This is a genomic window from Methanobrevibacter arboriphilus JCM 13429 = DSM 1125 (assembly GCF_002072215.1).
Lineage (GTDB): Archaea > Methanobacteriota > Methanobacteria > Methanobacteriales > Methanobacteriaceae > Methanobinarius > Methanobinarius arboriphilicus.
On the sequence record NZ_JXMW01000003.1, the window covers coordinates 168369 to 182075 of the forward strand.

Sequence of the window (13707 nt, forward strand, 5' to 3'; positions counted from 1 at the left end):
CTATTTAATTATTTTAACTATTATCTATTTAGCTATTTTAACTATTTTTTATCTATTTAACTATTTTATCTATTTCAGATTATTAAGTTTTCATTTTTTAAGCTATTGTATTGTCTAAAAAGTATTTTTCTTTTGCTCTTAGGAATATTCTTTCGAATGTTCCAAATAATAATATCAATAAAATAGCATTTACTATACCATGAATTAGATCAAATGTAAAACTTGCTGCATATACTCCTAGTACAGACCCTAATGAAATAGTTCCTAAGAAAGGCAGCATTCCTATGTTAGTTATCCATCCATAAAGGATTCCCCAGCCTAAACCAAAGACTGCTCTTGAAGGTGTATTATTTTTTAATTTTTTGCTTAAGATTCCTGCATTAAAACCCATAAGCCCCCAGCCAACCATTTGTAAAACAGTCCAAAATCCTAATCCTAAAAATAGTCCTGTTACTATAGGTGTTAAAGCACCAGTCACGAATCCTGTTTTTTTCCCAAAAACAATACCTGTCATTATAATAATAAATGATGCAGCCTGAACACCAGGAATTGCTGCTGTTGGAAGAGTTCCCAATGCAGCTATAGCTATTAAAATAGCTATAATAACAATATTTTCTACAGTCGGCTTGGATTTTTCAAACATCTTGAAAAACACAATGAATATTCCAACAATTAATATGAAAAATATTATCCAGTAAGTTAAAGACATGATTTCCATTATTTCACACTCGTTTTTGCATAATTCTTATTTTTTATTAAATCTTATTTCTTGTATTACCTTTATTTTCGTATTAAGTCTCATTTTTCTATTAATTCTTATTTTTGTATTAAGATTTGTTCTTTCTATTAACTCTTATTTTTTCTATTAGTTCTTATTTTTTGTATTAATTTTTATTTTAAATATTTTAAACCTTCCATATATTCTTTAAATCTTTTAAAGTTACACATTTAGGTATATAATTTTTCACCATTCTGTTTACAAATGTTGTATAAAAATTATTATTACAAAACATATCTTTAGGGGTTGTATCAACTTGAATTTTCCCATCAAAAATTAAAAAACTTCTACTAGAATAATCAGCTGCAAAATCAATATCATGTGTAACCATCACTATGGATAATCCATTTTTTTGAAGTTTTTGGAACTTATCACCAAGATTTTTTTTGAATATGGGATCAAGACCTTTAGTAGGTTCATCTAAGAATAATACATCTGGTTTTCTTAATAATGATTTCACAATAGCTATTTTCTGCTGTTCACCACCACTACAGTCATAAGGATGTTTTTTCAGTAAGTTTTCTATTTCAAAAAACTTTATTAGATCTTTTTTTTCTTTTTTATCCATAATATTTTCTTTATTCTCTGAAATAATCTCTGAATTTTCTGTATTTAATTCTTCTTCAACAGTTTCAAATCTAAAATGTATCATTGGATTTTGATGAACATATCCTAACTTGATTTTTTTATCATGTTTCACTTTTCCTTTGATTGGTTTGAGGATTTTAACTAATAATTGTAATAAAGTACTCTTTCCAGTACCATTTCCCCCTAAAATACTAATAAATTCTCCTTCTTTAATTTCAAATGATACTTCTTTTATTATAACATGATTTTTATTATATCCAAACCAAAGATTTTCACACTTAAAAATAGTTTTATTTTTATCTATTTTTGCCCCTGATTTTGTTTCATTTAATATTTTTTCATTTAATAGTTTATATTCATCATAAAAGGTGTTTTTTGAATTATTCAGTAATTCCTGATTCATTTCATACATATCATTTAACCCTTCTCTTATACTAAGTGGAACTATTCTATCTTGAGAAAATGAATAATATTCTTTAAATAAAAAATGAATTAATGCAGTTGAAGGCAGATAATTAGAAAATATTGGATTGGTGCATGTTTCTAAACATATTTCTCTTGGATGGTTATTATATGCAATTAATCCTTCATCTATAAAAACAGCTTTGTCAATAAATGGGAATACATTATTTATTCTATGTTCTGTCATTAGTATTGTTATTGAAAATTCTTCATTTAATCTTCGAAGTATTGATAGAAAATCATATGATGCAATAGGATCTAGTTGAGAAGTGGGTTCATCTAAAAGTAATACTTTGGGTTTTAAAACTAAAAGTGAGCATAAATTAACTAGCTGTTTTTGCCCACCAGATAGTTCATCTACTTTTTTATAAAGTAGCTTATCTAGAGAAAAAAATGTTGATATTTCAGCTATTCTTGTTCTGATTTCTTCTGTAGGAGTCCCCATATTTTCTAAAGAAAAGCTAATTTCTTGAATTACTGTATCACAAACAAATTGATTTTCAGGATTTTGAAATAAAAAACCTATCTCTCTTGCAGATTTTTCTTTACTAAGTTGTCTTATATTTTCTCCATCATAGTAAATTATTCCTTCTTCATTTCCAATAGGTTTAATTTCATTTTTTAAGTTCATTAGCAATGTTGTTTTTCCACAACCAGATGGTCCACAGAATAGTACAAAATCTCCTCTATTCACTGTAAGATTTAGCTTAGAAAAAATTTTTTCATTATCAGAATATTCAAAACTGAAATCATTGAATCTTATTAGTTCCATATTTTCCTCCATTGCCATAATTTTTTCCATGATATTTCCATAATATCCTTTCCATCAATTCTAAAAATATTAAAGGTGAAAGTAAAAATAAAAATATTATATAATACATGTTCAATGGAAATTTAAAAAACGATGTATCTAAAGTAGGGTAAATCTCAATATTTCCAAAGCCATAGTATAATCCTATTAATGATAATATTGAAGTTATAGCTATTATTAAAATTATAATAATATCAATTTTATGAATATTATATTTTAAATAGCTTGTTCTTTCAGTAATTCCATATCCTCTAGCTTTCATAGACTTTGCAGTTAACATAGATTCTTCTAAAGACCATGATATTACAATGGCTAACATAGATCCCATTTTTCTAACTTTATCTATTCTTTTTTCATTTGAATTATCATGATTGAATTTAAATATTTTATTAACTTCTCCTAATCTATAGTTTAATAATGGTATAAATCTCATAGCCATCACTCCAATCATTGATACAGTAGGAAAATGATTGGATATTAAATAAAGGATTTTTTGATAATCAACATATTTATTAAAAGATAAAAAAAGCAATAATATTATTAACAATGAAAATGCCATTAAAAATCCATAAACTAAAGATTCAAGAGTAATAAAATAGCCATTAAATGCATTATTGAATAAATTATTGAATAAGTAAATTTTTGTGGTTCCTACATGTGAAAATAATGGGTTTAAAATAATAATTATTAAAGACATTGGGATAAAATATTTTAATGTGGTAACTATTTCTTTTTCTCCTCTCTGTAGATAAATTAATAGAATTATAAATATCAATAAACTCATTAAATAATAAATATTATTAAATAAAAGTGAAAATAATATGAGTATAATATAATAAACTGATATTACTCCAGGATGTATTGTATTTAGATTCATAGTTACCTTAAATATCTTTTATTCCAAATGATATATGTTATATTATTCAAAATAGTCTTTGTTGGTTGTTATATTGGTTTTTTGTTAGTTGTTTTTTTTTGTTATTGGTTGTTTTTTTATTGTTTGGGAAGGGAGGAGTTTATCCTTCTACCATTATGAGTTTTCCCGTTGATGGGTCTTTGTATACTTTTCCCATTTCTACGTATCCTTGTCCTGAGCTTTCGGTTGTGTTGGGTGTGTCGTTTAGTTCTTCTCCTTGGTTAACTTGCGATACTTTTTGCATTTCTTTCATTGTTTCTTGCTTTTCTTCTGCTGTCATGTCACTGAATACTACACTTTGCATATTCCATGACATTACTAAAAATACCAGTAAACCTACTGATATTACAAGCATTGCATCTACTAAGTTGGTTGTTCCAGCCATAGGGTCTTCTTCTACTCTTGAGGATCTTCTGTTTTTCCTATCTCTTCTTGCCATGATGATTTATCTCCTTTTCATCCTCTCTTGCTTATTTTTTTATTTTCTCATATTTTTCCCTATTCTTTCTTCTTTTCCTATTTTTTCTTCCTTTTTTCCTTATTTTTTTAAGTTTCCATGTATTCAAGGATAGCGTCTGATAGTGCGTCTAGGTTGGATAGGTAGTCATCGTACCATCTTCTGCGGATTTTGGATACTAGGTATGCTACTGCTCCGGCCCCGATCCCAACTACGGTTGTGTCGAATGCTACTATTATTGCTTGTGATAGTGCTGTTACATCTCCGCTTCCTAGTGCTGCTAGTCCTGGTCCCATTGGTATTAATGTTCCCATTAATCCTAATGTAGGGCCAATTCTTGTTACTATGTCTGTTTTTTCAACTATTTTGTCGATATGGTTTTCTTCACTTTCAATATATTTATTTGCAAGTGCAAGTCTTGATTTATTTTTTAAATTTTCAGATGATGCTAGTTCTGTTAGAATCTTTTTTTGACTTTTGGGGATTATTGAATCGTTTATAACTTTTTTAACTTCTTCAGGGTTTTCAGAATCCGATATTTCATATATCAAATTTTTTATTGTGTTTGCAGGTATTTTTTTTCTGCTTGTGTATTCTGAAATTAAACCACCAAGGGTTATTACTGCATATACTACAAAAATCAGCAATATTACTATCACTGGTATTAATAAACTTTGAGAAATAACATTCAAACCAGAAGTTAAAATATCACTACCCGGAATACTTGTAACCATCTTAAAATCACCATTCTTTTATTTAATTATTTGAAAGTTTTATTTATTGAAAAATTATTTAATTTTATAATATTTTAATTAATTTAATCTAAAATTAATCATAAAATTTAATCATAAAATTTAATTATAAGATTTAATTATAAATTTATTATAAAATTTAATTATTGAGATTGCTTATTTTTTTGTTTATAATTCTTCCTGCTATTAGTAATCCTATGAATAGTAGGAATGCTATGATTAGTGAGCCTGTTGATTCGATTGAAATTTTTCCCATAGGATTTGCTAATACACTGCTTATGTTTGGGAGTATTAATGAAGAAATGAGGAAATATAATCCTAAAAAGAACATGAAATTTCCAAGTACAACTGGATATGGTTTTTTAACTATCTTATTGAATATGTTTGCTCCAAAGTATGCAGTAATTATGACTATCATTAAAGCTAATGCTGCGTATTGGCTTAGGTTAAAAGGTGTTAGGCCTATTGTTGGAGCTACTACTAATATACTCACTACTATTGATAAGAAACAACAAGGACATGGTGCAATAATTGCAATTGCAGCTGTTTTAGACGTGTTTTTTTCGTGTATTTTCCATTCTCTTATAGTTAATACACCTGAAATAATCATAATAGCTGCCATTATTAGGAAAAATCCACTGTTATAAGTGTACATTATCTCTGTTATTTGAGATGAATAATATGATGCGATTAAAGTGATTATTAAAACTCCTATTCCATAACTTATTACTATTGTTGCTAATGCTTTCTTTGAAAGATTAGCTAAGCCAGAAGCAAGACCTATCTTTAATCCAAAAACTAAAATTGCAGATAAAACACCTAATTGCCATAATATTGCTACTATATCCATTTCTTACACCTCATTTTTTATTATATATCTTAAGATATATAAAGTTAATTTAAGTTTTTTTCAACTTTGTTTGAAAATTTAAATGGTATATAGAAACAGTTATTACTATTTTTATTATTTTTATTATCTTTATTATTTTTATTATTTTTAAAATAAGTTATTGTTAATAAGTATAAAATATAATATCTATGATAAATAAAAAATAATTGTACAGATTTTAGTATTATGTGTATTATTGATAAATATTTTAGTATTACAAGTATTACAATTTTTAGTATTATATTTATTATTGATAAATAGTTTAATATTAAATTTTAATATTACAGATTTATTTTAATATTACAGGTTTTGCTATTATAAAAACCTATCATTAATAAAAAGGAGAATAATAATGTTAACAAAGAGAATAATTCCCTGTTTAGATTGTGATCTTCAAGTTCCAGAGGGGCGTGTTGTTAAAGGTGTTGAATTTAAACAAATTAAATACGCTGGAAACCCTGTTGAATTAGCTAATAAATATTATGAAGAAGGGGCTGATGAAATTGTACTTCTTGATATTACTGCTTCAAGAGAAAAAAGAGCTACAATGGGAAATGTAGTTAAAGATGTAACTGAAAATGTCTTCATACCTATATGTATAGGTGGGGGAATTAGAAAAGTTGATGATTATATTGATATGCTTAAAGCTGGGGCAGATAAATGTTCAACTAATACTGCAGCTATACATAATCCTGACCTTATTAATGAAGCATCTGAGGTAGTTGGAACACAAGCATGTGTGGTTGGAATAGATGCAAAAAGAAGGTATGTTGATAATCCAAAAGAAAGTGATGATAAAAATATCATAGAAACTAAAAATGGTTATTGTTGGTTTGACACTAGTATCTATGGTGGAACTGAATTTACTGGCATTGATGCTATTGATTGGGCTCAAGAATGTCAAAAAAGAGGTGCTGGTGAAATTTTATTAACTTCTATGGATAGGGATGGAACTAAGGATGGGTATGATCTTGAACTAACTAAAGCAATTAATGATTCTGTTGATATTCCAGTTATAGCTTCAGGTGGTGTTGGTAAACCAGAACATATTTTTGAAGCTTTTGATATAGCTGATGCTAGTGCAGCTTTAGCAGCTAGTATTTTCCATTTTAATGAATATCCAATTCCTGAAGTTAAGGAATATTTAAAAGAAAAAAATATTAATGTTAGACTTTAGTTGAAAACATTAATGCTTGACTTTAATTGAAAATATTAATATTTGACTTTAATTGGAAATATGGATAATGTATTTAGCTTTTAATATGGATAAAAAATTTATTTTTTAATAGGTAGTTTACTTAATTAATATGGGGTTTAGTTTTAGTATGAAATTTGATAATTTAATAAATTTGGAACTAACACAGAAGTCAGGTCAAACATCTCAACCTCCTTGGATTGAGATGCATGGCAAATATTGTGATTTGATTTATTTAAATGAGGTGCCAATCCTTATTAAAGCTTATCAAGATGATATAACCTCTTTAAATATTAATTATGAGCTTCCTCTTGATATTGGAAATTTAAAAGATTCTGTTGATCAAAAAAATACTGAAAAAAATATAAAAAACGAAATTAATAGAATATTCGATTTAAATTTTGATCTTAATAGGTTCTATGATTATTTATCTGAAGATTCTAAACTTGAAACAACCGTTGATTTTTCGAGAGGACTACGTTTATTTTTAGCTAAAAATCCATTTGAAGCTATTGTATCCTCAATTGCATCCGCTAATAATTCTATTGTTCGTTGGACAAAATCGATAGCTAATATTCGGAAAAAATGGGGAAATCCAGTTAAATTTTCATCTGGAATATTCTATGAATTTCCTTATCCTGAATTACTCCAATTTGTTCATGAAAATGATTTAGAAGAATTTGATTCTTTAAATGGATCAATTGATATGGAATTTTGTATTAAAAATCTAAAATCATGTGGTGTAGGTTATAGGGCTCCTTACATCAAAAAAACAAGTGAAATTCTCTCGAATGATATAAATCTCCTTGAAATATTTAATATGGACTATGAAGAAGCATTCGAAACAGTTTTAACTTTTCCAGGTGTTGGCCCAAAAGTGGCTGATTGTATTCTTCTTTATGGTTATGGGTTTAAAGAAGCTTTTCCCACTGATATATGGATAAAAAGAATTATTTCTTATCTTTATTTTGATAATAAAGATATTTCTGTTTCTAAAATTCGAGAGTTTGGAATAGAGCACTTTGGGGAATATGCAGGATATGTTCAACTTTATCTGTTTCATTATGCCCGTAAATCTGGATTAATGAATAAATTGAAGTAATCTAACAATTTTCAATATTATATATATTTTAATACTTTTTTACCATTTTCTGTTATATGATATAGTCTTCCTTTAGTTGCTTCTTCATTAATACATTTTATTAGATTCTTTTCTTTTAATCCAGATAAATAGATACTAATATGGCTTGTTATTACTCCAACATCTCTAGCTATTTCAGAAGGAATTTTTAATTTTTCATCTTTAAGTGATATTAATATCTTCTGTCTATATTTTGAAGGTTTAACATATACTAAAAATTCTATTATTTCATCACTGTATTCTTTCATAATATTATCTCCATCTGTTTATAATTAATCAAATTTTTTGTTTAAGATCAAATTAGATGTAAATTAAATTATATACAAAATTTAAATTATATGCAAAATCAGATATTAATATTAACACAACTTAAAAATTAACTAAATTTAATTTTTTCATTGTTATAATTAAGAATTATTATATTAAAATTAATATTTAATAAATTAGATGAATTATATTAAAAATTATAAAGTTTATTAATATAACATCATTTTATTTAAAATAGTTTAATATAGGGGGATATCGATTTTTATATATTTTTTATTTAGTTTATATGTCATCTAAAGTTATCTAAACAAATGAAATAATATTTATATTTAAAATTTTTAAATGTTCATATAATTTTTTATAAAAATTTAGTATTCAAAATAATTTAAATAATACTATTAATGATTATTAGTATTATTAGCATTATTAATATTACTAATTATACTTAGTATTATTATTGCTTGTTAAAAATTATTAGAATTCTTTAGTTGTAATTTTATTTTAATTTAAAGTTATAAAGAGTAGTTTTTTTCTTTCATTAAAGTTTTGAACCATCCAGATATTTCCAAGTCTTTAATTTCTTCAATATCAGCCCATTTAAAATCAACATGTTCATTACTTATTTTCACTTCTGGAATTTCAGAAGTAATATCAACATTCATAACAACAGCTATAGTCTTTTTATGAGGAAAATCTTCTTGAACTGCTCCTATTAAATCGTTTAACTCAATAGACAAGTTTGTTTCTTCATTAAATTCACGGATGAGTGCTTTGTCAAAGTCTTCTCCTGGTTCAACTTTCCCTCCAGGAAGTTCCCACCGACTAGGATTTGTTTTAGAGTTCGGATGTCTTTTTAATAGTAGAATTTTTCCATCTTTTTTTAATAATCCTCTCATTACTAGTCCATAGGGTTTTTTCATTTTATCAACTCTTTTTAAGTGTTAGTCTTATATTTTATATAAAATATATATAAAATATACTATTACTCTTTAATATATTATTATTTATCTAACTTTATTCATAAATTATGTAAATTTATTAATAATCATCTATAATCATCTATAATCATCATAATTATTCATATTTTTAATATTCCTATTTTTAATATTAGAAATTCAAAAAGTTTAAATACTATTATTTAAAAATAATTGATATATCAATTAAAATTATTTAACAAGTTAATCTATTAGGTTAAGGTCATTATATGGAATATGTTTTTGATAAAAGTGATTTATTATTTGAATTTATAAAAATAAACCATAAATTAAGAAGAATACTTCAAAATAAATTTAAATATTATGATATTACATTTGAACAGTGGTATATGTTATATTTTATATATCAAAATGAAGGATGTAATCAAAAAATGCTTTCAAAAGCTTCAAATAGAGATACTGGAGCTATCACAAGAAGTTTGAATATTCTTGCCGATAAAGGACTTATTGAAAGAAAAATTTCCTTTCAAGATAAAAGAGAGTTTTTAATATATTTAACTGATAAAAGTTTGAATTTGTATAAAGATACATCTAAGTTAATGCTAGAAAATTCTCAAGAGATTAAAAATATTTTTACTAAAGATGAACTTGAAAAACTATTTTATTTATTGGAAAAATTAGATTCGAATTTATAGTTTTTTATCTATATCTTTTCTATCTATAGTTTTTTCTGTATATGATTCTTTTGTATAGTTTTCCATAATTTGATATGATTTCTTAATTTGATATGAATTTTTTCTAATATTTTTAATTTAATTATATAATAATTTTTAATTTAATATTTGATCTATTTAATTTATTAATTTATTTAATATATTTAAACTATTTAATTTAATATATTTGATCTATCTAATTTATTTAATTTATTTAATCTATTTAATTTAATTGACTATCTAAAAATAGCTGATATATCAATAGTTGATATATCATTTATAATAAAAATTAAGGAGGTATTGATTGTCATCAACTGAATCAATTAAAAATGAAGGATTACCTTCATCCGCATGGTTGTTATTTATTGCAATTATCGCTGCATTAATGGGTATGGGTCTTATAGGGCCTGTTTTACCAACACTCTCGACTCAATTGGGAGCAAGTCCAAGTGAAGTTACTTTATTATATAGTAGTTATAATATTGTAATGGCAATAGGTGCACTGATTACAGGGGCCATATCTACAAGACTAGGTCTTAAAAAAGCATTACTCATTGGAATTATTATAATTGGTGTTTTTGCAGCTATTGCAGGATTTGCAACTAATATTTGGACTATTATTGGGCTACGTGGTATATGGGCATTAGGAAGCTCTCTTTTCTTTGCTACGGGGCTTGCTGCTATGGTAACTGTTGCAGGAGTTTCAAAAACAAAGTCAATTGTTTTGTTTGAAGCTGCTGTTGGAATAGGCGTTGCAGCAGGGCCATTAATCGGGGGAATTCTTGGACAATTTTCATGGAGATATCCATTTATTGGAATTGGGGTGATGATGGTTATTGTTTTTTTATTATTATTCACTAAATTACCTAATGTAAAAGAAGATCTCGGTACAAAATCAAACACTTCTTTAAAAGAACCTTTTCGTGCAATGAAAAATCGATCTATTGCAGTTTTGGGAATTGCTAATTCTCTTTATAATTTTGGTTTTTTTACATTATTAGCTTATAGTCCATTGATACTAGGATTAAATCCCTTTAATATAGGACTTATATTTTTAGGATGGGGTATTCTACTTGGTATTTCTTCTTATTTCATAGCGCCTAGACTTGAAAAGACTTTTGGAACAATTAAATCATTATATGCCATGTTAATTTTATTTACAATTCTTCTTTTAGTCATGGGTATATTTACATCTGATTTACTTATTATATCTGGATGTATAATTATTTCTGGTTTATTGTTTGGAAATAGTAATTCTTTATTCACTAATGCTGTAATGACAACATCACCTGTTGAAGCATCAACAACATCTGCTGCTTTTAGTTTTTTACGTATGATAGGTGGAGCTATTGCTCCTTTTTTAGCTGGGATTTTAGCTGAATTATATGCCCCTAACATACCTTTTATTGTTGGAAGTTGTTTTGTTATAAGTTCTATTATAGTTATAGTACTAAATAGGAACTACATCTCTCCAAAATCTAAAATTGAAAGTAAAAAACCAAAGCAAACTCTATCAAATCAAACTATTTCAAAACAAACTTTATCAAATCAAACTCTTAAAGTAAAAGATTTCATGATTTCAGATGTTATTTCTATACCTCCTAATGCTGAAATTAAAGATTTACTAAAATTATTTTCTAAACATCATATCGGAGGAGTTCCAGTTGTCAATAATCAAAATAAACTAATTGAAATGGTTAGTGATGGGGATATAATAAGATATCTCGCTCCAAAAGAATATTCTGCACATGATTTTATATATAGTATATTAATTGAAGAAGGAGAATCAGAACAAGAAGTTTTAAATGATAAAATAACTGATAGTATTGATAATTTGATACCTAAAAGAAAATTATATTATTTAGATGAGGATGATACTTTAGAAAAAGCTATTCAGATTTTATCTCAGAATGAGTTTAAAAAACTCCCAGTATTAGATTCAAATAAGCATGTTATTGGTATTATTAGTAGAGGGGATATAAATAACATTTTAATGAAGATGTTAGCACATAGATAATAGAATATAGATAATATTAAAAAGTTAATATTAAAAAGTTAAAATGCTAATATTAAAAAGCTAATATTAAAAAGTTAATATTAAAAAGTTAAAATGCTAATATTAAAAAGCTTTATTTAAAAATTTTTATTATTAAAAAACTATCTTTAATTATTATATTGAGTATAATACTCTTCTTAATTAATTATAGTATTTTTAATTAATTATAATAGTTAAATCATTACTTTTTTATATTTTTTTTAATTTTAGCCCTATTTTTAACCATTGAGAAAAATTCATATAATAGATTCATATTCTTATAAAAAACTTATATTATTCCTATAAAAAGCTTATATAATATAAAAAAAATATTATTTATTAATAGCTATTAACTAAATTTTGAGAATGTGAGCATAAATATTTAAAATAATAATTTATTTAATAATTTATTATATTGCATCAGGTGAATTAAATGGATTTAAATCTTAAAATTAATGATAAAGGTCATGTTGATATTGGTGGAGCAGATGCTACTAAACTTGCAGAGGAATATGGAACTCCTTTGTATGTTATTGATGAAGATAGAATAAGAGATAATTATAAAAGAGTTTTTAATGCTTTTACTAAATATTATCCTGATTTTAAAATACTTTATGCTTGTAAAGCTAATACTAATCTTTCTGTAATGAGAATACTCGAAGAAGAAGGTAGCTGTATTGATGCAGTTTCTCCAGGTGAGGTTTTTACCTCTTTAAAAACTGGTTTTTCTCCTGATAGGATTCTTTTCACAGGGAATAATGTTACTAACGATGAATTAAGATATATTGATGAAACTGGGGTTAGGATAAATTTAGATTCTGTTTCTCAGTTAAAAAGATTAGCTGAGATTGTTGATCCTGAAGGATATAAGATTTCTTTCAGAGTAAATCCTATGGTTGGTGCAGGACATCATGAACACTGTATCACTGGTGGAGAAATGAGTAAATTTGGCATTAAAGAAAGTGAAGCAGTAGAAGTTTATAAGTTAGCTAAAAGCATGGGTTTTGAACCTGTTGGAATGCATACTCATATTGGTTCAGGTATTTTAGATCCAGAACCTTTCAAGTTAGCTACAACTGTCTTAATGGACATTGCTGGGAAAGTTTCTCAAGAAGCAAATATTGGTTTTGAATTTTTAGATCTTGGTGGTGGTCTTGGAATACCTTATGAACCAGAAGAAAATTTACTTGACATTGATCCATTTGCAGAGGAAATAACTGGGATATTTAAATCAAAATTATCTGAATATGGGATGGATGGAGCAAACAAACCTTCTATGTATATAGAACCTGGAAGATATCTTGTTGGTGATGCATCAGTTCTTTTAACTAGAGTTAACACTGTTAAAAATAGTTATCGTAAATTTATTGGCGTCGATTCTGGATTTAACACTCTTCTTCGCCCAGCTATGTATGGGTCATATCATCATATTGTTGTAGCTAATAAAGCTAATAAAACAGACGAAATTTCTGAAAATGAAACAAAGCTTGAAAAAGTTGATGTTGCTGGTAATGTATGTGAGTCTGGAGATTTGTTTGCAAGAGATAGACCTCTTCCGATAATCGAAGAAGGTGATCTTTTGTCTATAATGAATGCAGGAGCATATTCATTTTCAATGGCTTCTCAATACAATTCAAGACCAAGACCAGCTGAAATTCTTGTGAAAGATGGAAAGTCTGAAATAATAAGGGAAAGAGAAACTTACGATGATCTTTTCAAAAACCAAATTATTCCTAAAAGGTTAGAAAATTAGTTTCCTAAAAGATTA

13 protein-coding genes are annotated in these 13707 nt (G+C 26.1%); 5 read left to right on the forward strand and 8 right to left on the reverse strand.

What is annotated here, in order from left to right:
- Positions 1-97: 97 nt before the first annotated feature.
- From MBBAR_RS02360 to MBBAR_RS02385, 6 genes are all read right to left on the reverse strand, one after another.
- Complete coding sequence (locus tag MBBAR_RS02360; protein WP_080459682.1) at positions 98-718, reverse strand: ECF transporter S component; 621 nt, start codon at positions 716-718, stop codon at positions 98-100.
- A gap of 187 nt (positions 719-905) precedes the next feature.
- On the reverse strand, positions 906-2630 hold the full coding sequence (locus MBBAR_RS02365; protein WP_249025010.1) for an ABC transporter ATP-binding protein: 1725 nt from the start codon (positions 2628-2630) through the stop codon (positions 906-908).
- Positions 2578-3516: an energy-coupling factor transporter transmembrane component T gene (locus tag MBBAR_RS02370; RefSeq protein ID WP_080459683.1), complete on the reverse strand. Its 939-nt coding sequence runs from the start codon at positions 3514-3516 to the stop codon at positions 2578-2580. Before MBBAR_RS02370 ends, MBBAR_RS02365 begins: the two co-directional genes overlap by 53 nt.
- A 139-nt stretch (positions 3517-3655) precedes the next feature.
- Positions 3656-3994, reverse strand: a complete 339-nt coding sequence (locus MBBAR_RS02375) for a DUF2149 domain-containing protein (RefSeq protein WP_080459684.1) — start codon at positions 3992-3994, stop codon at positions 3656-3658.
- 107 nt (positions 3995-4101) lie between these two features.
- Positions 4102-4746 carry a MotA/TolQ/ExbB proton channel family protein gene (locus MBBAR_RS02380; RefSeq protein ID WP_080459685.1) on the reverse strand — a complete coding sequence of 215 codons (645 nt, stop codon included), beginning with the start codon at positions 4744-4746 and terminating at the stop codon, positions 4102-4104.
- 157 nt (positions 4747-4903) lie between these two features.
- Positions 4904-5614, reverse strand: a complete 711-nt coding sequence (locus tag MBBAR_RS02385) for a DUF2162 domain-containing protein (RefSeq protein WP_080459686.1) — start codon at positions 5612-5614, stop codon at positions 4904-4906.
- A gap of 391 nt (positions 5615-6005) precedes the next feature.
- Between MBBAR_RS02385 and hisF the strand changes: the two genes are divergently transcribed.
- Together hisF and MBBAR_RS02395 are read left to right on the forward strand one after the other, a co-directional pair.
- Positions 6006-6830: an imidazole glycerol phosphate synthase subunit HisF gene (gene hisF, locus MBBAR_RS02390; protein ID WP_080459687.1), complete on the forward strand. Its 825-nt coding sequence runs from the start codon at positions 6006-6008 to the stop codon at positions 6828-6830.
- A 148-nt stretch (positions 6831-6978) separates the two neighbouring features.
- Positions 6979-7950, forward strand: a complete 972-nt coding sequence (locus MBBAR_RS02395) for a DNA glycosylase (RefSeq protein WP_080459688.1) — start codon at positions 6979-6981, stop codon at positions 7948-7950.
- 17 nt (positions 7951-7967) lie between these two features.
- Here the strand turns inward: MBBAR_RS02395 and MBBAR_RS02400 are convergent, their stop codons facing one another.
- Positions 7968-8237 (reverse strand): hypothetical protein, encoded by a 270-nt coding sequence (locus tag MBBAR_RS02400; protein ID WP_080459689.1) that lies wholly within the window; start codon positions 8235-8237, stop codon positions 7968-7970.
- Positions 8238-8768: 531 nt separating this feature from the next.
- Positions 8769-9176 carry an NUDIX hydrolase gene (locus MBBAR_RS02405; protein WP_080459690.1) on the reverse strand — a complete coding sequence of 136 codons (408 nt, stop codon included), beginning with the start codon at positions 9174-9176 and terminating at the stop codon, positions 8769-8771.
- Between the two features lie 284 nt (positions 9177-9460).
- On the opposite strand from MBBAR_RS02405, the gene MBBAR_RS02410 reads away from it, so the two are divergent.
- The 3 genes from MBBAR_RS02410 (at position 9461) to lysA (ending at position 13692) form a co-directional block, all read left to right on the forward strand.
- Entirely contained in the window at positions 9461-9886 is a 426-nt protein-coding gene (locus tag MBBAR_RS02410) for a MarR family winged helix-turn-helix transcriptional regulator (RefSeq protein WP_080459691.1), read from the forward strand.
- A 322-nt stretch (positions 9887-10208) separates the two neighbouring features.
- On the forward strand, positions 10209-11921 hold the full coding sequence (locus MBBAR_RS02415; RefSeq protein WP_080459692.1) for an MFS transporter: 1713 nt from the start codon (positions 10209-10211) through the stop codon (positions 11919-11921).
- Positions 11922-12372: 451 nt separating this feature from the next.
- The gene (gene lysA / locus MBBAR_RS02420) at positions 12373-13692 is read left to right on the forward strand and encodes a diaminopimelate decarboxylase (RefSeq protein ID WP_080459693.1); all 1320 of its coding nucleotides are present in this window, start codon (positions 12373-12375) and stop codon (positions 13690-13692) included.
- Positions 13693-13707 lie beyond the last annotated feature (15 nt).